Genomic DNA, 19,416 nt, shown 5'->3' on the forward strand with positions numbered 1-19,416 from the left:
GGGTTACAGACCAAATCCTTTATCCGGATCGCGACATACGCGGCACATCAAAGCCCGCTTGGAATCCGCTGCAACTGAGCCGATTTCATTTCTTTTTCGGCACGCAGGGCATAATCCACAGATACCAGTGCCTCGTAGGCGGTGTCGCCCGCTTTGACATGATAAATGCCAAACACCGGAATAATGGTGATGTATTTGCCGTTCCAGAAAAACGGATGCTTTTTCAAACGCCGGCTGATGGCATCGCCACGCTGCCAGGCATCCTGTTCATCCATATTGTAAAGCAGCGCGATAAAATCGTTGCAGCCAAGATAACCGACCTGATGGGGTGGCATGATGAATTCGGTTATCGTCCGGTACAGGAAGGTAAACACCCCTTCCTTGCAGCCATGGCCATGACGCTGCAAAACATCATCAAGATTTGCAATCTCGCACAGCATAAGTGCCCGCGTCGTCCGGTCCGATCCGACCAGTGCCATTTCGTTTTCAACAATCTGCATGAAACTGTTGCGGCTTAACGCACTGGTGAACGGGTCACGACCCTCTGCCCGGGTCAGTTCAATCTGATGACGTTGCAGTTCCGCAAGATTATCGGTCAGCCCGTTAACACGCTGCATCAACCGCGCAATCGCCTTTTCAACGGCCGGAGTTACCTGCGCGTCGGGAATGCCAAGAACATCCGCAATGTCATGAATATTGGCCGGAACCGGGGGTTCCGCGCTCAGGATATCGCGATTGACGATATCAACCTGATGCTGATCGGGATCAGGCGCACCTTTTTTACGCACCGGCCTACCATAGGTGTACGCGGCATAGGGATTGGATGGATACCGTCCATCGCCCGCCGCCATCGATGATGGCGTGGCGGAACCGGGTCTCGTGACTTTCATGTCTGCCCTCTCTTGTGCTACCTGCACAGAGATAAAAATTGATATGAATAACTATAAACCCAAAATACTTATACTTCACTTAAATTATCAACTGTAGGCAAGGATAAGATACCTACCCTTATGGCTACCTGACGACGACAGGAAAAGCCCCGCAAAATTATCCCGAAAACAGTGCCATATCAGGCGACGGGCAGGCTTGCATGATCACCCTTCCTGCCTATAATGCGGGCCTTCTGATAACGCGCGACAAACGGAGCCGCCAGCATGAGCGATCAACGCCCGGTCATCGGCATTATCATGGGCAGCCAGTCTGACTGGGAAACCATGAAAAATGCAGCAGATGTCCTCGATGCGCTGCAAGTCCCCTACGAAACCAAAATCGTATCGGCCCATCGCACCCCGGATCGCCTGTATGACTATGCCAAAACCGCAAAGTCGCGTGGCCTCAAGGTGATTATCGCCGGTGCAGGCGGTGCCGCCCACCTGCCGGGTATGGCCGCGGCCATGACGCCGCTTCCGGTTCTGGGTGTTCCGGTGCAAAGCCGTACGCTTAAAGGCCTTGATAGCCTTCTGTCGATTGTCCAGATGCCGGGCGGCGTTCCGGTCGGAACACTGGCAATTGGCTCCGCAGGGGCGAAAAATGCCGGCCTGATGGCCGCCGGGATCATGGCGCTGATGGATGATGCACTGGCCGGGCGTCTTGATGACTGGCGCGCACAGCAGACTGACGCGGTCGCCGAAGAACCGGTTGACCCCGCACCGTAATGCATCAGGCGCGCCCGAATGGGCGCGTTTTTCTTTGGCATCGTCCAAATCAGCGATGCCCGTCCCTCTTGGGGAATGAAAAGGAATTCGAGGAATAAATGACGCAGGATTTCGCGACACGCATCATCGCACCGGGCAGCACGATTGGCATCATGGGTAATGGCCAGCTTGGCCGCATGGCTGCCCTTTGTGCCGCCGAACTCGGCTATAAGGTCCATGTTTTCGGCCCCGGAACCGACAGCCCGACCGAACAGGTCTGTGCCAAGGCAACGGTGGCTGATTACACCGATCTGGATGCGCTTCGTGCCTTTGCCGCCGATGTCGATGTCGTGACGTTTGAATTTGAAAACGTGCCCCATGACAGCGTGAAACTGCTATCCGAACTGGTGCCGGTCCGTCCGGGCTGGAAATGCCTGCATCTGTCGCAGAACCGCCTGCGTGAAAAGACCTTCTGCAACGAAAACGGTATCGGCACGGCACCTTTTGCCGCCGTCCGCTCACTTGCCGATCTTGAAGCCGCCGTTGCCAAACTTGGCCGTCCTGCCGTGCTTAAAACCACCGAAATGGGTTATGACGGCAAGGGTCAGGTCAAAATCACCAATGAAACCAGCCTTGCCGACGCATGGGCTGAAATGAACGGTGCCGAGGCCATCCTCGAAGGCTTCATCTCGTTCGAACGCGAAATCTCGGTGATCGTCGCGCGCGGGATCAAGGGGGACACCGCCTGCTTCTGCCCGGTTGAAAATGTGCATACCAATCACATTCTTGATGTCACGATTGCCCCGGCAAAGATTCCCGCCGATCTTGCCAAAAAGGCAGAAGACATCGCGACCCGTCTGGTCGAGGCAATGGAATTTGTCGGGTTGCTGGCGGTCGAGATGTTTGTCACCACCGATGGCGACGTTCTGGTAAACGAAGTCGCCCCGCGCCCGCACAATTCCGGTCACTGGACGATTGATGCCTGCATCACCAGCCAGTTTGAACAGTTCATCCGTGCCGTGTGCGGCCTGCCTTTGGGTAATCCGACCCATCACTCCAATGCGCGTATGAAAAACCTTTTGGGCCATGACATTGACGACTGGCAGGCAATTTTGGCCGAGCCCGATGCCAAGCTGCACCTTTACGGCAAGGCCGAGGCCAAAGCCGGACGCAAGATGGGCCATATCACCTGGGTCCTGCCCAAAGAAGCCTGATATCAGCCCTGAACCAAATTGAATGAATGCCCCGATCCATAACGGTTTCGGGGCATTTTTCGTTACATCACAGGCACATCGCCTGGCAGGCAGTTTCTTCCTGCCAAACTGGCATCGCGCTTGCTGTTATCCCGGCAGGAAATTCTTTTCGGGTAACAGTCTGATGAAAAAACTTCTTCTCATCCTTGCAATCATGACCGGCTTTGCATCAGCCCATGGCGCAAACAATGCCGCCCATGCCGCACCGGGGGCGGCCGGTTTCCCCGATGTGTTGCAGGGCGATCAGCTCCGGTTTGGCAATATGGTTGTTGAACTGTTTGGCATTCGCGCCCCACGACCGGGCATGATCTGCCGGGCGGGCAGTGTCGAGTTTCAATGTGGTGCGGCTGCCGCACAGGCGCTTGACCGCATCATCGAAAACTATGCGGTCGCCTGCCAGCAGGTCTCAGACTCCCAGCTGTTCCCGATGCTGACCGAATGTCGCATGGGGCAGACCGACATCAACCGTTTGCTGCTGCGTGCCGGCTGGGCAATTGTCGACATGAACAGTTGCGATGGCAATCCGAACTGCCTGACCTATTTGTCCGATCAGGCCCATGCCAAGGAGAACCGCAAAGGCATGTGGATGGGCGATCTGCCACATGAACTGGTTGCACTGGCCGCCAAACCAAAAGTGATTGAGGCCGACCTTCGCGACGACAAAGCGGCCCCGGCAAATAATACTGGCGCGCCGTTCAGCATCAATCTTGCCGCCGAAATGGAACAGGCAAACAAACCCGACACAACGCTTCTGAGTTTCCTGATGCGCTAGACGCAATCACGCTGTTATCCAACGCAAAACGCCGCCCTGCATGGGGCGGCGTTTTGTATGAACAATGGGCCGAAATCTGTCCTGTTCTATGCGCTGAACTGGCGGCGAACCCGACCGGGCGTCGGCATGCATTTCACCAGCTTCGCGCCAAGCTTGAATGGTGTCGCGGCAAATTTCCCGGCCTTTTTGACCGTTCCGGTGATTTTCGGGATTTGCATGACATTGCCGATCCGGCGATCCAGAAAAGCCCAGCTGTCTGCATGGCCTTCGGATTTGTCATCCAGCCAATACGCAAGGGTCGAACCATAAACCCCCGCCAGCAGCATCCGCTTGGTGTACCAGTTGTGATCGGTCGATGTGTCACCGGCGGCAATCCACATCTTGTCGACTGTACCATGCGTCAGCTTCAGGCTAAGCGGTACGTTTTGCGGCAGGGTTAGATAGGAAAGGGCGGCGCGCACCGTATCCTTTTCATGTTCCACCAGCGACAGACGGGTTTTGACCGCGGTCGCAATCCGTTCACGGATTTTCATCGATGGCAGATCAAGCTTGTCGAGTTCCTCGACCATCTTGCGATCCGTCATCTCGACATAGGTAATGATTGCCTGACGAATACCGCCGGGGAACAGACGGTCAACCTCGCCTGTGGCAAGATCAAGGTCTTCGGCGCCGCTACGAAGGGCGGCCATCGTCCAGCCGTCAAACGGCACGTGCTCAAGTGCTGCCGTGACCAGTGCCTCGCGCTGTGTACGCAGGCGGTTCATGCTTTCGGAAACGGTCATTCAGGCCTCCTTGCTGTCGTCATCGGCATTTTCATCCGAACCTTTGCCAGATGATGCTGCCTGTCTGAAGGTCGTTTCGGGCGGATTGTCACGCAATTCATCGGCAAAGCCCAGAAGCGTCATGTCTTCCATACGTTCGGGATACATCACCCCGATCAGATGATCATATTCGTGCTGAACGACGCGCGCATGAAACCCGCCGGCAATGCTTTCGACTTCGTCACCATACTCATTTAACCCGCGATACCGGATTTTGTTCCAGCGCGGCACAACGCCCTGCAGGCCCGGAATGGAAAGACATCCTTCCCAGCCATCAACGATTTCATCGCCAATCGCCTCGATTTCCGGATTGATCAGTACGCTTAACGGTATTTCCGCATCATCGGGATCATCGCTTTTGCGAAAGGCCGGGACATAAAAAACCATGATCGCCTTGGACTGAAACACCTGTGGTGCCGCAAGGCCAACGCCTCCGGCATCCTTCATGGTGTCCTTCATATCCGCGATCAGACGCTGGATTTCGGGATCAAGCGGGTTCTCGACCCGGTCTGCGACCCTGCGCAGAACCGGGTGGCCCATCCGGGCAATTTTAAGGATCGACATGGCCCTATATCCAACCAAAACGGCATGGCTGTAAAGCCCCTACACGTGATCTGTCGCCTAATGAGCCGACAAAACCAGCGTCTGTACCGGCCAGAGCAGCGCCTGAATACGCAGCAGCAAGGCATGCACGATCCCGACCGTCTGCACCATATGCAGGAACAACCATTCGCCCGTACCGATTTCCGGGTTTTCAAGCTGCGCATGGGTATTGGTATAGGCATTGGCAACGCACTGGCTGCCCCTTGGCACATCCTTGATCTGCTCAGGATAAAGCGGGATCATTTTGGCAAGGAATGTGCCCGGCACGGCCCGTTCCGAGATATCAAGCAATCTGTCGGTCGGGCGGAACTGACCGGCGGCGATCACCGGCTGCACGCTGGTTACCAACATCGGAATTACTTCAAACGGCAGCGACGCACACGACATTTCCGCAAGAATTCCGGCTTTGACAACCTGGGCGGAAACCTGCTGGAACCCGGCCTGGAATACGACCTCCTCGGGTTCGGCTGGTATAAGGATACCGGCTGGACGCAGTAACGGGTTAACCACATCACCAATCTGCAATGCAAACTGTTGTATCTCGCCATCGACACCAGCCCGGACAACGGTTTTGCCAAGGGCAACCTCGGCCGAACGAAGCGACGCTTCCGCACTGGCAAGCTGGGCTGGCAACAGCGTTTCCATTTTGGTTTCCACGGCATTGACGTTGGCCTTTGCCGCATTGACCGCCCCCTGACGGGTGGTTAAGGCCACTTCAAGCCGTTCGACCTCCCGCCGTGAAACCGCATTGGTACCACGTGACAGAAGATCGGCCTTGACCGCCAATTCCTCGCGTACCTGTTCATAGGCACCTTGTGCTTCTTCAAGGTTACCGTTCGCCACCGCAAGATCGGCCTGCGTTACCGCCATCTGCGCACGGATTTCCTGCACCTGCTGCCGGGCGATTTCGGCCGCTTCGGTTTCGGTACGGTCATCAAGGCGGAATAACGGATCACCCGATTTTACCTGATCATCGTTATCGACATAGATTTCCACGACCCGGCCGTTCTTTTCCGGCAAAATGGTCAGGGTCCGATAAAAGGACGCGACGTTGTGACTTGACGGGTGATAATAAAAAATCAGCGTGATCAACGAAATCGTCAGGATCGCACAGCCGACAATCCCGTATCGCAGCTCGTACCAGACCGAAAACAGGGTGATTTCCTTGCCGATACGTTTCCCCTGCGCATATCGCCGGATCAGGTAATCAGGCAGGACGGTAAAAATGGAACATAACATAAGTTCAAACATCTTTACGGTCCTCCTGCTCTTTTACGCTGGGGGTACCGGTCGAGATATCGCTATCAGCAGCCTGTTCTGACTTGCCCGAGTCGCTCATTGCCCCCTTCTGCCTTGCCATTGCCTTCACGGCATCGGCAATCGCATTGATCGGCGTATAAAAATCGGGAACCTGAACTACGGCAATCACCAGGGCCGCCAGCCAGAACAGGTTGTTATGGGTAAACAGCGCCAGAAGGGTCAGGATACTGATAAGCTGTATCTGGGTGTGATTGGCGTGATGGGCCAATCTTTCGGGCAGCGCGTGTAAACTCAGATAAAGCGCGCCAAGGCCAAACACCGCCAGAACGACAGACCAGATAACAATCGTGAACAGCACATCCGACTGCCCCGGTCCCGCAATAAAGAACGGCGCATGTGCAATTGCCGCCTCCCGCAAACTGCTTTCCATTGCTCTACCCCGCCCCTGCCCTAAGGTTTTGAACTGTTCGTGTCCGATCACTATACCCGCATCGCAACCACCAAGGGTATATTTTTCAACAGGATGCCGTTACTTTTGGTATAGAATAAAACCGGGAAGACAAAACCGATCTCGAGCTTCCGGGATCACATTGTGGGCACAACCCTATCGCCCAATGAACGCCATAGGCGAATTACCCCTTCCCTCTTTCCTTTTGCGCCGCTTTACACTATATAAAGCCCACGGCCATACAGGCCGTGCAACCAACCGGAGGGCATGATGCTCATCCGGGTGTTTTTGTTTTTTTGAAAGGAGCGTGGTTTCCGTGCAGGTAATCGTTCGCGACAACAATGTCGATCAGGCTCTGAAAGCGCTTAAGAAAAAGATGCAGCGCGAGGGCATTTTCCGTGAGATGAAACTCCGTCGCCACTTTGAAAAGCCGTCGGAGAAGAAAGCTCGCGAAGGGGCGGAAGCAATCCGTCGTGCCCGCAAGCTGGAGCGTAAGCGCGTCGAGCGCGAAGGCTTCTAGTCTTTTTCACTTTCGGGGTTCCTCGAACGTGACTGTACGATCGGTTTTGGCTTGCCAAAATCGGACCCGTGCGCCAAGCCCGCCTCGGAGCAATCCGGGCGGGTTTGGTTTTTTAGGCTCCCATTTGCAAATCCCACTCCCCGGATCGCATAGCTGTCATTCCCGCTAAGTTTTTTGTCTTGGCATCGGATTGTTTTAAACAATTCCCCGGCAGGTCTTCACTCGCCATGCGCAAACACCTTTGCGCCACCACCAACCAGTCAATCGGGGAGACATGACTGTGCACACACAAACCGATACCGGCAGCGCCCCCGCCGGATCTGATTTTAATGGATATTATCGACTGACCCGCGTCTTGCCCGCCATCACCGTGATGGCCGTGATCTATGGCATTGCCGCACTGGTCGATTACCACATCAATGCTGTCTTGCTGACCATCGTTGTCATGATTGCACTGTGTCTTTTGCGCGTGCCCGTACCTATCGCATTGATTTCCGCCGCCTTGCTTGGCGCATTGCACGCAGGGATGGACACAACCACCGCCATCGGTGCGCTTAATGACAACCTTCTGGTCGGCGCACAGGTCGGCATGACCTATGTTATGATCGGTGCCTTTGCGGTTGCGATTGCACGTTCGGGCATTCTTGATCTGTTTGCCCAAAAGATCGCTGCACGTGTCGGAAGCGATGCGCAAAGTGCCTCAAAGGGCCTTAAGTGGTTCCTGTTTGCGATCTTCATTTTCTGCTCGTTGATTTCGCAGAATCTGGTGCCGGTTCACATCGCCTTTATCCCGGTGATGATCCCGCCGCTTCTGGCAGTCTTCAACCGCCTGCGGATTGACCGCAGGGCCATTGCCTGTATCCTCGCCTGTTCGATCAGCTTTTCCTATCTGCTGCTGCCGACAGGCTTTGGGGCGATTTACCTCAATGAAATCCTGATGACCAATGTCAACGAAGTTGGCGCGGCCTACGATCTTTCCATGACGGCCGATATGGCGCCCAAGGCCATGTTCCTGCCGGTTATGGGGATTGTTGCTGGGATGCTGGTTGCGGTTTTCATCACCTATCGCAAACCGCGCGATTATGTGACTGATCCGTCTTCGGAAAGCCATATCAATCCAGCGAAGCCCGTGTCGATCAATCCGCTTCAACTGCTGGCAACCGTTGCGGCCCTTGCCGTTGCACTGATCTGCCAGTTGCAGTTTGACAGCCTTCTGGTCGGCGCGATGATCGGCTTTGTCATTCTGGCGGCGGCGGGCATTTTCCGCTGGCGGGCACAGGACGATGTCTTCACCGAAGGCATGCGGATGATGGCCCAGATTGCCGTGATCATCACCATCGCGTCGGGCTTTGCCGGGGTGCTTGATGCCAGCGGCGAAATCGCCCCGCTGGTGCAGGCAAGTGCCGAACTGATCGGCGATAACAAGGCACTTGGCGCGCTGATCATGCTTCTGGTCGGCCTGTTCATCACCATCGGCTTTGGCGACAGCTTCGCCAGCGTGCCAATCCTGGCTCCGATCTATATCCCACTCGCACTGGCCCTTGGCTTCTCGCCCATGGCGACCATCGCACTTCTGGGGGCGTCTGCTGCCCTTGGCGACGCTGGCTCGCCCGCATCAACCATCACATTGGGCGCGACATCGGGCCTTAATGCCGACGGCCAGCACGACCACGTGAAGGATTCCGTGATCCCGACCTTTATCCATGCCAATTTCGGCATGGTTCTGTTTGCGTGGGTGGCGGCGATGGTACTTTGATCAAATCGGCACAATAAAGCCGGGACCAAACAACAAACCCGTCCGATATTCGTCGGACGGGTTTTATTTCGACCCGAACAGCCAGTTAAACAGACCATCGACAGCGCCGTTGCTGGTCGCATCCGACTGTGCAGCGTCTTCGCGTACCAAAAGCCCGAACTGGCTTTTATAGACCGTATAGGTATTGGCTACCTCGATATCGGTGAAAGTCGAACTGCCATATTCGGCATCAATCAGGAAATTCCAATCCGCCACCAGCTTGCCAATATCAATCCCCTTGGTCGCCCCGAGATCATAGGCCATATGCGGACGGGTGTTCTGATCTTCGATGTCCTGATATCGACCTTCCAGCCGCACCAGCTTGTAACGGGAATCCACACCAAGAATATTGGCCCATGGCTTGATTTTCACAAATTCCGCATCAATCCGCCACTGGTCACCATAAATCACGTATTTGCCGGGAATGTCGTTGCCCGGCAATGTCAGATAAGCGTTGTATTCCTGATCCCCTACTTCCTCGAACGTAATCCGCGCCACCGGCTCCTCGGCTGTCAGCCGGAAATAGGTGATGAAAATCCCCGAAACCGATGCCACCACCGCCAGCGACAACAGCATAATCGTAAAAACGGATACTTTCAGAAGTCGGAACACTCAGCCCTCGAGATATGATTTCTGATTAAAAGATCACGAAAATTCGTATTTCGTTTCACATAGAAAAAGGGCGACCAAATGGCCGCCCTTCTCATATTCCAACATCAAAGCCAAATCAGCTATCCAGATGCATCACAATCTCTTCGCACATCTTTTTGGCATCACCGAACAGCATCATCGTATTGTCCTTGAAGAACAACTCGTTCTCGATACCGGCATAACCGGCCGACATCGAACGCTTGATGAACAGAACGGTCTTGGCTTTTTCGACCTCGAGGATCGGCATGCCGAAGATCGGCGATGACGGGTCGGTTTTGGCCGCCGGGTTGGTGATGTCGTTGGCACCAATCACAAAGGCCACATCCGCCGTGCCGAAATCACGGTTGATTTCTTCCATTTCAAGCACGTCGTCATAAGGCACACTTGCCTCTGCCAGAAGGACGTTCATGTGCCCCGGCATACGCCCTGCCACCGGATGGATGGCATAACGGACATTAACGCCTTCGGCTTTAAGGATATCAGCCATTTCGCGCAACGCATGCTGGGCCTGTGCGACCGCCATGCCGTAGCCCGGCACGATGATCACATTTGATGCGTTCTTCATGATAAAGGCCGCATCATCGCTGGAGCCTGATTTGACAGCCCGATCACCGGTGTCAACGCCGCCTGCTGCGGCACCGGTTTCCGCGCCAAAACCGCCAAAAATAACGTTGAAGATCGAGCGGTTCATGCCCTTGCACATGATGTAGGACAGGATCGCACCCGAAGCACCAACCAGTGCACCGGTAATGATCAGGGCATTGTTCTGAAGCGTAAAGCCGATGCCGCATGCCGCCCACCCCGAATAGGAGTTCAGCATCGAAACAACGACCGGCATATCCGCCCCGCCAATCGGAATGATCAGCGTCACGCCAAGAACCAGAGCAAGAATAACCAGAATCCAGAACGCGGTGTGGCTTTCAGTCGCAACAAGGATGACACCAAACACCACAATGCCAATTCCGATGGCAAGGTTAAGCATATGCTGCCCGGTAAAGCGTACCGGCGTACCCGATACAATCCCCTGCAACTTGCCAAAGGCAACAAGCGAGCCAGTGAAGGTAATGGCACCAATGGCAACGCCAAGGCCCATTTCAATCAGGCTGGCAGCACCGATATTGCCTGCAGTACCAAGACCATAGGCACCCGGCGAATAAAGCGCCGCACCCGCCACAAACACAGCCGCCAGACCGACCAGCGAATGGAAGGCAGCAACAAGTTGCGGCAGTGCCGTCATCTTGATCTTGAGCGCGATGACCGTACCGATGGCCCCGCCGACCAGAATGCCGACAATGATGGTGGTATAGGACACGACTTCGGGCGATGCCAGGGTGGTCAGAATGGCAATCGCCATCCCCACCATGCCAAGGATATTCCCGTTACGTGCCGTTTCCGGTGAAGACAGACCGCGCAGCGACAGAATGAAGCAGACGGACGCCACGAGATACAGGAAAGCCGACAGGTTTTCCGACATTGTGTGTTCCCCCTACTTCTTTTTCTTGAACATGTGCAGCATGCGCTGTGCCACGATGAAACCGCCAAAGATGTTGACCGACGCCAGCACCACGGCGAGGAAGCCCATCGCCTTGGACAGGTTCATTTCGATCGGGCCTGCCGCCAGAAGCGCGCCGACAATGATCACCGATGAAATGGCATTGGTCACCGCCATCAGCGGCGAATGAAGGGCCGGGGTCACTTTCCACACGACGTAATAGCCGACAAAGCAGGCCAGAACGAACACCGTCAGGCCAAGCACCGTCGGGCTGACACCGCCTGTATGGACAACTGTGGTCGCCGAACTCGCCATGTCGCCCGCCTGATTGGCAAGACTATCGGCAAGTTTTGCGGCCTTTTCGGCCAGACCAAGGGCTGCATCGCGCAGCTCATTGGCGTTCTGGGCGGCATTTTGGGTTACGGATTGATCAGCCATTTGCGACCTCCTCACCACCAAATTTCGGATGAACAACCTTGCCATCACGGGTCAGCATGGTTTCGGCAATAATCTGGTCTTCGGCATTGAAGGCCAGCGCGCCTTTTTCCTTGTCGACCGACAGCGTGATGAAATTCAGAAGGTTCTTGGCATACATCGCCGTTGCATCGGTTGCGACGGAACTGGTGATGTTTTCCGGACCGATGATTTTCACACCGTTGGCCGTGACAACCGTTTCACCAAGTTTCGCACCCGCGACGTTGCCACCGCGTTCGGCGGCAAGATCGATGATGACCGAACCGGGTTTCATGCCCGCGACCATATCGGCAGTAACGATTTCCGGTGCCGGACGGCCCGGGATCAATGCGGTCGTGATGACGATGTCGGTCTTTGCCAGAACTTCCTTAAGCTTGGCCGCCTGTTTGGCCTTGTACTCGTCCGACATTTCCTTGGCGTAGCCGCCTGCGGTTTCGCCGTCGGCTGCGTCGTCTTCAACTTCAATAAAGGTCCCGCCAAGCGACTGAACCTGTTCCTTCACCGCCGGACGCACGTCGAATGCGGAAACCACCGCGCCTAGGCGTTTGGCAGTCGCAATCGCCTGAAGACCGGCAACACCGGCCCCGACAACAACGATACGTGCGGGCGGCAATGTCCCGGCTGCCGTCATCATCATCGGATAAATCCGCCCGAATTCATGGGCGGCATCCAGAACGGCACGATACCCGGCCAGGTTGGATTGCGACGACAGAACGTCCATTGATTGCGCACGCGAAATACGCGGCATCAGTTCCATGGCAAAGGACGAAACCCCTGCCGCAGCCATTTTTTCAATCAGGTCCTTGCGATCATAGGGATCAAGCAAGGCGATGACGGCAGCCCCTTTTTTATAGGCGGCAAGCTCGTCGGTTTTTCCATCAACAACCGGTGGGCGCACCTTCAGGATGACATCGGCATCCTTGACGGTGGTTTTCATCGTTTTGGCAATGGTCGCACCGGCGTCGGCAAAGCGATCATCCGGTATGGCGGCGTCAGTTCCGGCACCAGCCTCGATTGCAACGTCAAACCCCAGACAGATCAGTTTCTTGACGGTATCTGGCGTAACGGCAACGCGCTTTTCCCCGGGCCATATTTCCTTTGGAACGGCCAGTTTCATCGCGTTCAACCTCCTTCCCTATCATTATGAATAAGCACGGCATTTTTGTTTTTATGTGACGCGATCCGCATCTGGTGCATCTGCATCAGACGGGCCACGATTACCCTTGCCCGGCAAGAAAAAAGGCGGTTCTTCCGCTTTAACAGAAGAAACCGCCCACTTTCCCACCACGCATTCCGAGGCAAAAAGCCTTGGCGACAAGTCAGGTCCCACCCGCCATTGGTGCTCAGGACAAACAATCAATGACGCCCTGCCTTGTCTGCGTTGGATGCAAGATGCGATTTCTTCCGGTTCGCGACAACATGAAAACCCTATAAAAAAACAGTTTAACTTGATTTTGGTTCACAACTTACCAAAACCATCATGTGCGGATTATCGCACATATTATTTCCATCCTGTAACAGGTCCTTATCCCGTACAGATAGAATTAATCCGTTGATTTACAGCAGTTTCCCCTATTTTCAGCCAACGTTGTAAGTGAATATTAATTGACAAACGCAGCCACAGGTTTCCACCAAACCCGCCCCAACGCAAGCAGAGAAAGGAAAAACTTTTCTGCGTGCCCAACGATTGAAACCGGAAAATTTTGGAAAAAGCCGACAAAAGCCCTCGAGGAAAACCATTTTGACTGGGTATTTCCAGCCAACGATGCACGCGATCACGCCGATTCTTTTGCCGTTACACGGAAAATTTAAATCGCAAAATGCGAAATCGGATCAGTTTTCGGGACGGTCGAGCCCGACAGCGCCAAGGGCGGCATCCTGATTGCGCGTCAAGACACCCGCATCAAAGTCCCCGACAAGATCATTGAATATCTGATACCAGTTAAGATGGGCATCAAGGCGCAGGAACACGGCACCAAGCCCGACAGCCGCCCGATCCACCAGAACGAATTCACGGGGCGGCTTGACCCCGCCGACGCGTCGCAATTCCCGATGGACCCTGCCTGCGACCTCGGCCCCGTATGCCACCGAATTGGTTTCATCCATCCGGCGTTCGCGATCATCAAGGATCGGGCCATATACAAACCCGGCCCAGATATTCAGAACATCGATCAATTCACGTGACGGATTTTCAAAGCCCCAGCTTTGATAGGCAGCAACCGCCTTTTCCTCGTCCTTGTCGCGTAATGCTTCGTAAAGCGTGATCACCGCATTGACGAATTCGGGCTGAAAGATACGGATACAACCGAAATCAAGCAGGTTGACCGAAAGATCATCGCGCAGAGTATAGTTGCCCAGATGCGGATCGCCATGGATCGCGCCATAACGATAAAACGGTACATACCAGGCCCTGAACATATTCAGCGCCACCTGATTGCGCGAATCCTGCGACGGATCGCTATCAAGAAATTTCTGGAATTTCTGCCCGGTCTGCCACGTCATGGTCAGAAGCCGCTTGGTCGTGAGGTCCAACACGGGTTCGGGCACATGCACGCAATCCTCATCGGCCAGCATATGGCGATACAGCAGCATGTTGCGGGCTTCGCGTTCGTAATCAAGTTCCTCTCGCAGGCGCGCGGTCAGTTCCAGCTGAATGTTTTCGGCATCAATTGCACTGTCATACCGGCGATAGATCGCAAAGGCGGCGCGAAGCTGTTTAAGGTCGGCCTCGACCGTTGCCGACATATCGGGATATTGCAGCTTGCAGGCGACTGTCCGGCCATCATCAAGCGTCGCACGATGAACCTGGCCGAGCGACGCCGCAGCAACCGCTTCATGGCTGAAATCGCCAAATCTTTCCTGCCATCCAGCACCGAGTTCGGTCCGCATCCGGCGTTTGACAAACAGCCACCCCATACTGGGCGCATCGGCCTGAAGCGTTGCCAGGGCCTGGGTATATTCCTTTGGCAAGGCATCGGGAATGGTCGACAGGATTTGTGCAACCTTCATCAATGGGCCTTTTAGGCCGCCCAAGGCCGAAGTCAGTTCGGCAGCATATTTCGCATGATCGATATCGCCGCCGAACATTTTCCCCGTGGCAAGGCGTGCAGCCAGCTTCCCGGCCGACGCCCCCACCTTTGCATAACGACGAACCCGCCCGCCAAATCGATTATCCTCGTTTGGGGCGGTATAATCATCGTCGTCATTGCTCATATCAGGAAAGTTCCTCCAACTCGTCGATCATGCGTTTGATCATGTTAAGGCCACGCTGCCAGAAAGCCGGGTCGGACGCATCAAGACCGAACGGTGCCAACAATTCCTGATGGCGCTTGGTGCCACCGGCTTTCAGCATGTCGAAATATTTCTGCTGGAATCCGTCTTCGGCATTTTCATAAACGTCATACAGCGAATTCACGAGGCAATCGCCAAACGCATAGGCGTAAACATAGAACGGCGAATGGATGAAGTGCGGGATATAGGACCAGTAATATTTGTATTCGTCCTCGTAGCGGATCGCATCACCCAGACTTTCATGTTGTACGGCAAGCCAGATCTCGCAGATCTCATCAACTGTCAACTCACCTTCGCGGCGCTTGGTATGGACGCGTTTTTCAAATTCGAAGAACGCGATCTGACGCACGACGGTGTTGAGCATATCCTCGACCTTGCCGGCCAGCATGATGCGCTTCATCTTCGGGTCGGTTTCCGCACGCAGCATCGACTGGAAGGTCAGCATTTCCCCGAAAACGGACGCGGTTTCCGCAAGTGTCAGCGGAGTATCAGACAGGAAATAACCCTGCTCGCCCGCAAGAACCTGATGCACACCATGGCCAAGCTCATGCGCCAGCGTCATCACATCACGTGTTTTGCCGTGATAGTTCAGCAGCAAGTACGGATGAGCCGACGGTACGGTCGGATGGGCAAAAGCGCCTGATGATTTACCCGCACGCGGCGGAACATCAATCCAAGGGTTATCAAAGAATTTCTGACCAACCTCGGCAAGCTCGGGTGAAAATTCACCATATGCCTTAAGCACGGTTTTGCGTGCGGTATCCCAATCGATATGGCGATCATCATCATCGGGAAGCGGCGCATTGCGGTCCCAGTAATCAAGCTGATCAACACCAAACCATTTGGCTTTGAGGCGGTAATAGCGATGCGACAGATCGGCGTGGCTGCTGGCGACTGCGGAATTAAGTGCTTCAACAACATCGTCCTCGACCTGGTTGGACAGGTTGCGCGCCGACACGGGGGTTGCGAATTTACGCAGCCGGTCGTCAATTTCCTTGTCCTTGGCCAGCGTATTGGTGATATGGGCCAAAAGCTTGATATTTTTGCCCAGCACATCGCCAATCGATTTTGCCGCTGCCTTGCGCTCCGCCACCTTGGTCGAAGACAGCATATTAGCAACATCCGACATGGTCAGTTCTTCGCCATTCATCGGGAAACGCAGATCGGCCATCGTCTGATCGAACAAACGCACCCATGCACTTGAACCGGCAACGCGGCGTTCATGCAGGACCTGTTCGACCTCGTCAGATAGCTGGTGCGGGCGGAAGGCACGGTTTTCATCAAGCCACGGGCGATAACGGCGAAGGGCGGCACTTTCGTCATATTTCGCCGAAAGCACATCTTCCTCGATCCGGTTGATTTCAAGCCCGAAGAATAGCGACAGGCTGGAAATGCCGGTCATTTCTTCCTGAACGGACTGATAGAACTGCCCGATGGCGGCGTCCGAGCTATCACCTGCATAAAGCAACTGCGCAAACGATCCGATCCGGCCACAGATTTCGCTAACGGCTTCGTATTCGGCAATCGCGGCGGCAAGTTCATCACCCGAAAGACCGGCAAGTTTGCCCTGATAGGTTTTCTGGAAGGCGTCTGAGCGGGATTTGGCATCATCAAGATCGCGCCGGATGGCCGGGTCTTTGGGATCGTTATAGAGATCAGTAAGATCCCAGGTCGGCAAATTCTTGTCGATCGCGTTCATTTGTCCTCCAGACAGTCGATTATGCAATCGGGCCTTTTGCATTCCAGCCCGAAACATCCATGCCCCGATATATGATGGCCGGGCGACCTGCGCCAGTGCCGATCACGGCTTTGCATTTACAGACACACCAAACAGGGCGAATTACAGATCAACAATAGCGTTTTGATCCCGCCTTGTGAAATCGCTAACATCGATGGATATCAATGAATTTTTCCGATGATGTGAAGTCGTACTCATTTGAACCGTTCAAACATCATTTTCCGGCTGCGTAACGAAGCAATCCCTGATAACTAAAACAATGGGGTCAGGTATATCCGTGATGGAAAGTCCGGACTTTTGAGATTCGTCGCCGACATTTGCGATCACTTTGCGGTGACAGACTTGAACAGTGACGCCAAGATCACTGTATGAAGGCAAGAGAAACGACAACAAGGCAAGGAAGCGTCATGACGAATTTGCAGGATTATGCCGATTGGCAGAACTTGCCGTCGATGTTTTTCAAACAGGCTGAAAAATACGGGGATGCACCATTCTTGTGGACCAAGGATGGTGAAGCGGGTGATTTTGTCCCGACAAGTTGGAATGACGCCGCCGATCAGGTGCGCGCGCTGGCACGGTCGCTATACAAAATTGGCGTCCGCCCCGGTGACCGGGTATTGCTGGTTTCGGAAAACCGCACCGAATGGGGCATTGCCGATCTGGCGATCATGTGTGTCGGCGCCCTGACCGTTCCGGCCTATACCACCAATACCGAGCGCGACCACCTGCACGCGATCGAAGACAGTGGTGCGGGCATTGCCATTATCTCGACCAAGAAACTCGCCCAGCCCTTCCTGCACGCAGCCCTTGATAGCGGGCGTTGCCGTCATGCCATCATGATGGAAGACTGGGGCCAAAGCTTTGTCGGCGATATCACCATAACCCGATGGGAAGATGTGATTTCGCAAGGTCGCGGACTGACAGACGACGTCGATGCATGGGTGTCGGAAATTGCGCGTGATCAACTGGCCTGCCTGATTTACACATCGGGTACGGGTGGGGCACCCAAGGGGGTGATGCTCAGCCACGGGGCGATCCTGTCAAACTGCATGGGTGCGTTTGACATCATCGAAACGCTCGGAATTGACGAAGAAGTCTTTTTGTCCTTCCTCCCGCTGTCGCATTCCTATGAACACACCGCAGGTCTTTATTTCCCGATGAGCATCGGCGCGCAGATTTACTACGCCGAAAGCCTTGATAAGCTTGCCGCAAATCTGGCCGAAGTGCGTCCGACAATCATGACGGCCGTTCCGCGTCTTTATGAAATGCTCTATCAGCGTATGAGCCGCATGGTCGAAAAGGAAGGCGGCTTTAAACAGAAGCTGTTTAACCTGACACTCAGGCTTGGTCGCAAAACCTATGAAAAAGAACCGCTTAACCTGATCGAGAAATTCCAGAATTTCATCTGCGAAATCCTGCTGCGCCGTAAATTGCGCCAGCGTTTCGGCGGCCGGATCAAGGCGATGGTATCGGGTGGTGGCCCGCTGAACTATGAACTCGGCGTCCTGTTTGTTTCATGCGGCATTCGCATTCTTCAGGGATACGGCCAAACCGAATTCGCCCCGGTTGTGTCGTGCAATCGTGCCGAAAACAATAAACTGCGTTCGGTTGGCCCGCCGATGGTCGGAGCCGAGGCAAAAATCGCAGATGACGGCGAAATCCTGCTACGCGGCGAAAGCATGATGAAGGGATACTGGAACCTGCCCGAAGTCACCGCCGCCGCCATCATTGATGGCTGGCTTCATACAGGTGATATCGGCAAGTTCGACGAAGAAGGCAGCCTTGTCATCACCGACCGCAAGAAGGACATCATCGTCAATTCCGGTGGCGATAATATCTCGCCGCAGCGGATAGAGGGCCTCCTGACCCTTGAAACCGAGATTTCACAAGCAATGGTTTACGGCGATGACAAGCCCTATCTGGTTGCTGTTCTCTGGCCCGATGACGATTTTATGCGTGAATTTGCCAAGGAAAACGGGATTGAAAACAATATCGATACCCTTGGCGAGAACGAGGAATTCCGCAAAAAAATCCGTGCTGCGGTCGATCATGTCAACGGACGCCTTTCGACCATAGAAAAGGTCCGAAGCTTTACCTTCGCCGAAAGTCCGTTCTCGATTGAAAACGAGATGCTGACACCATCCATGAAGATCCGTCGCCACAAGATCAAGGCGGCCTACGGTCAGGCGCTTGATACCCTGTATCAGCGCAAACGCGGCGGCCAATAAGCCAGGCCAATGGCAAACCATTCGCAGACAAAACCGACATTAACCCTGATCCGGGGCCTTCCCGGATCAGGGAAATCGACACTTGCCACAATGATTTGCGAAAAGACCGGCGCCATCCATCTCGAAGCCGATCAGTTCATGGTGGACCGCAACGGCGATTACCGGTTTGACGGTCGAAAACTGCGTGACGTCCATGCACGCTGCGAAACTGAATGCGATGCCTATCTATCCACCGGACAAGCCGTTGTTGTTTCCAACACATTTAGCGAAATCTGGGAGATGCAGGCTTATCTCGACATGGCAGAACGTCATGACGTGCCCCTACAGATCATCGAATGCCATGGACAGTTTCGCAATATCCACGGCGTCCCTGACGATAAAATCGATGCCATGCGCAAACGCTGGCAACAGCTTCCCGATCGTTATCGCTAGCCGC

Annotated in this window: 19 protein-coding genes; 8 read left to right on the forward strand and 11 right to left on the reverse strand. The window is 54.6% G+C overall.

Annotated elements, in window-relative coordinates; translation table 11 throughout:
- Positions 1–47 precede the first annotated feature (47 nt).
- Positions 48–890: a GGDEF domain-containing protein gene (locus R1T41_RS02165; RefSeq protein ID WP_317339644.1), complete on the reverse strand. Its 843-nt coding sequence runs from the start codon at positions 888–890 to the stop codon at positions 48–50.
- A gap of 264 nt (positions 891–1,154) precedes the next feature.
- On the opposite strand from R1T41_RS02165, the gene purE reads away from it, so the two are divergent.
- From purE to R1T41_RS02180, 3 genes are all read left to right on the forward strand, one after another.
- Positions 1,155–1,655, forward strand: coding sequence for a 5-(carboxyamino)imidazole ribonucleotide mutase (gene purE, locus R1T41_RS02170; protein ID WP_209220163.1), 501 nt, complete (start codon positions 1,155–1,157; stop codon positions 1,653–1,655).
- 98 nt (positions 1,656–1,753) lie between these two features.
- On the forward strand, positions 1,754–2,848 hold the full coding sequence (locus R1T41_RS02175) for a 5-(carboxyamino)imidazole ribonucleotide synthase (RefSeq protein ID WP_317339646.1): 1,095 nt from the start codon (positions 1,754–1,756) through the stop codon (positions 2,846–2,848).
- 163 nt (positions 2,849–3,011) lie between these two features.
- Positions 3,012–3,659, forward strand: coding sequence for a thermonuclease family protein (locus R1T41_RS02180; RefSeq protein ID WP_062953455.1), 648 nt, complete (start codon positions 3,012–3,014; stop codon positions 3,657–3,659).
- Positions 3,660–3,745: 86 nt separating this feature from the next.
- Here the strand turns inward: R1T41_RS02180 and R1T41_RS02185 are convergent, their stop codons facing one another.
- The 4 genes from R1T41_RS02185 to R1T41_RS02200 are packed head-to-tail and all read right to left on the reverse strand — an operon-like array spanning position 3,746 to position 6,773.
- Complete coding sequence (locus tag R1T41_RS02185) at positions 3,746–4,441, reverse strand: COQ9 family protein (RefSeq protein ID WP_247794388.1); 696 nt, start codon at positions 4,439–4,441, stop codon at positions 3,746–3,748.
- Positions 4,442–5,044, reverse strand: a complete 603-nt coding sequence (gene def, locus R1T41_RS02190) for a peptide deformylase (RefSeq protein ID WP_317339649.1) — start codon at positions 5,042–5,044, stop codon at positions 4,442–4,444. It lies immediately after the preceding gene.
- A gap of 57 nt (positions 5,045–5,101) precedes the next feature.
- On the reverse strand, positions 5,102–6,334 hold the full coding sequence (locus R1T41_RS02195; protein ID WP_247794390.1) for an HlyD family secretion protein: 1,233 nt from the start codon (positions 6,332–6,334) through the stop codon (positions 5,102–5,104).
- Positions 6,327–6,773, reverse strand: coding sequence for a hypothetical protein (locus R1T41_RS02200; protein WP_317339651.1), 447 nt, complete (start codon positions 6,771–6,773; stop codon positions 6,327–6,329). Before R1T41_RS02200 ends, R1T41_RS02195 begins: the two co-directional genes overlap by 8 nt.
- Positions 6,774–7,107: 334 nt before the next feature.
- Here R1T41_RS02200 and rpsU point away from each other — a divergent pair, with 334 nt between their 5' ends.
- Both rpsU and R1T41_RS02210 read left to right on the forward strand, forming a co-directional pair.
- Positions 7,108–7,311, forward strand: a complete 204-nt coding sequence (rpsU, locus tag R1T41_RS02205) for a 30S ribosomal protein S21 (RefSeq protein ID WP_062953404.1) — start codon at positions 7,108–7,110, stop codon at positions 7,309–7,311.
- A 274-nt stretch (positions 7,312–7,585) separates the two neighbouring features.
- Positions 7,586–9,067: a Na+/H+ antiporter family protein gene (locus tag R1T41_RS02210; RefSeq protein ID WP_317339653.1), complete on the forward strand. Its 1,482-nt coding sequence runs from the start codon at positions 7,586–7,588 to the stop codon at positions 9,065–9,067.
- Between the two features lie 63 nt (positions 9,068–9,130).
- On the opposite strand, the gene R1T41_RS02215 is transcribed toward R1T41_RS02210, so the two are convergent.
- The 4 genes from R1T41_RS02215 to R1T41_RS02230 form a co-directional block, all read right to left on the reverse strand.
- Complete coding sequence (locus tag R1T41_RS02215) at positions 9,131–9,718, reverse strand: hypothetical protein (RefSeq protein ID WP_297013154.1); 588 nt, start codon at positions 9,716–9,718, stop codon at positions 9,131–9,133.
- Between the two features lie 115 nt (positions 9,719–9,833).
- Complete coding sequence (locus R1T41_RS02220; RefSeq protein ID WP_317339655.1) at positions 9,834–11,231, reverse strand: NAD(P)(+) transhydrogenase (Re/Si-specific) subunit beta; 1,398 nt, start codon at positions 11,229–11,231, stop codon at positions 9,834–9,836.
- Between the two features lie 12 nt (positions 11,232–11,243).
- The gene (locus R1T41_RS02225) at positions 11,244–11,687 is read right to left on the reverse strand and encodes an NAD(P) transhydrogenase subunit alpha (protein WP_114111827.1); all 444 of its coding nucleotides are present in this window, start codon (positions 11,685–11,687) and stop codon (positions 11,244–11,246) included.
- Positions 11,680–12,840 (reverse strand): Re/Si-specific NAD(P)(+) transhydrogenase subunit alpha, encoded by a 1,161-nt coding sequence (locus R1T41_RS02230; RefSeq protein WP_317339657.1) that lies wholly within the window; start codon positions 12,838–12,840, stop codon positions 11,680–11,682. Before R1T41_RS02230 ends, R1T41_RS02225 begins: the two co-directional genes overlap by 8 nt.
- A 106-nt stretch (positions 12,841–12,946) precedes the next feature.
- On the opposite strand from R1T41_RS02230, the gene R1T41_RS02235 reads away from it, so the two are divergent.
- A complete protein-coding gene (locus tag R1T41_RS02235) occupies positions 12,947–13,279 on the forward strand; it encodes a hypothetical protein (protein ID WP_317339658.1) in 333 nt (110 codons plus the stop codon).
- 277 nt (positions 13,280–13,556) lie between these two features.
- Here R1T41_RS02235 and R1T41_RS02240 read toward each other — a convergent pair whose 3' ends face one another.
- Complete coding sequence (locus tag R1T41_RS02240) at positions 13,557–14,936, reverse strand: AarF/ABC1/UbiB kinase family protein (protein WP_317339659.1); 1,380 nt, start codon at positions 14,934–14,936, stop codon at positions 13,557–13,559.
- Between the two features lies 1 nt (position 14,937).
- Positions 14,938–16,713, reverse strand: a complete 1,776-nt coding sequence (locus R1T41_RS02245; RefSeq protein ID WP_317339661.1) for a M3 family oligoendopeptidase — start codon at positions 16,711–16,713, stop codon at positions 14,938–14,940.
- A gap of 446 nt (positions 16,714–17,159) precedes the next feature.
- Between R1T41_RS02245 and R1T41_RS02250 the strand changes: the two genes are divergently transcribed.
- Both R1T41_RS02250 and R1T41_RS02255 read left to right on the forward strand, forming a co-directional pair.
- Positions 17,160–18,980 carry an AMP-dependent synthetase/ligase gene (locus tag R1T41_RS02250; RefSeq protein ID WP_062953397.1) on the forward strand — a complete coding sequence of 607 codons (1,821 nt, stop codon included), beginning with the start codon at positions 17,160–17,162 and terminating at the stop codon, positions 18,978–18,980.
- A 9-nt stretch (positions 18,981–18,989) separates the two neighbouring features.
- Positions 18,990–19,412, forward strand: coding sequence for an ATP-binding protein (locus R1T41_RS02255; protein WP_317339662.1), 423 nt, complete (start codon positions 18,990–18,992; stop codon positions 19,410–19,412).
- Positions 19,413–19,416: the final 4 nt, after the last annotated feature.

Source organism: Thalassospira lucentensis (genome assembly GCF_032921865.1).
GTDB classification, from domain to species: Bacteria; Pseudomonadota; Alphaproteobacteria; order Rhodospirillales; family Thalassospiraceae; genus Thalassospira; species Thalassospira lucentensis_A.

Bases quoted from the DNA above. Each gene is read 5' to 3' on its own strand.
- R1T41_RS02165 (WP_317339644.1), bottom strand. From the start codon at position 890: ATGAAAGTCACGAGACCCGGTTCCGCCACGCCATCATCGATGGCGGCG.
- purE (WP_209220163.1), top strand. From the start codon at position 1,155: ATGAGCGATCAACGCCCGGTCATCGGCATTATCATGGGCAGCCAGTCT.
- R1T41_RS02175 (WP_317339646.1), top strand. From the start codon at position 1,754: ATGACGCAGGATTTCGCGACACGCATCATCGCACCGGGCAGCACGATT.
- R1T41_RS02180 (WP_062953455.1), top strand. From the start codon at position 3,012: ATGAAAAAACTTCTTCTCATCCTTGCAATCATGACCGGCTTTGCATCA.
- R1T41_RS02185 (WP_247794388.1), bottom strand. From the start codon at position 4,441: ATGACCGTTTCCGAAAGCATGAACCGCCTGCGTACACAGCGCGAGGCA.
- def (WP_317339649.1), bottom strand. From the start codon at position 5,044: ATGTCGATCCTTAAAATTGCCCGGATGGGCCACCCGGTTCTGCGCAGG.
- R1T41_RS02195 (WP_247794390.1), bottom strand. From the start codon at position 6,334: ATGTTTGAACTTATGTTATGTTCCATTTTTACCGTCCTGCCTGATTAC.
- R1T41_RS02200 (WP_317339651.1), bottom strand. From the start codon at position 6,773: ATGGAAAGCAGTTTGCGGGAGGCGGCAATTGCACATGCGCCGTTCTTT.
- R1T41_RS02210 (WP_317339653.1), top strand. From the start codon at position 7,586: ATGACTGTGCACACACAAACCGATACCGGCAGCGCCCCCGCCGGATCT.
- R1T41_RS02220 (WP_317339655.1), bottom strand. From the start codon at position 11,231: ATGTCGGAAAACCTGTCGGCTTTCCTGTATCTCGTGGCGTCCGTCTGC.
- R1T41_RS02225 (WP_114111827.1), bottom strand. From the start codon at position 11,687: ATGGCTGATCAATCCGTAACCCAAAATGCCGCCCAGAACGCCAATGAG.
- R1T41_RS02230 (WP_317339657.1), bottom strand. From the start codon at position 12,840: ATGAAACTGGCCGTTCCAAAGGAAATATGGCCCGGGGAAAAGCGCGTT.
- R1T41_RS02240 (WP_317339659.1), bottom strand. From the start codon at position 14,936: ATGAGCAATGACGACGATGATTATACCGCCCCAAACGAGGATAATCGA.
- R1T41_RS02245 (WP_317339661.1), bottom strand. From the start codon at position 16,713: ATGAACGCGATCGACAAGAATTTGCCGACCTGGGATCTTACTGATCTC.
- R1T41_RS02250 (WP_062953397.1), top strand. From the start codon at position 17,160: ATGACGAATTTGCAGGATTATGCCGATTGGCAGAACTTGCCGTCGATG.
- R1T41_RS02255 (WP_317339662.1), top strand. From the start codon at position 18,990: ATGGCAAACCATTCGCAGACAAAACCGACATTAACCCTGATCCGGGGC.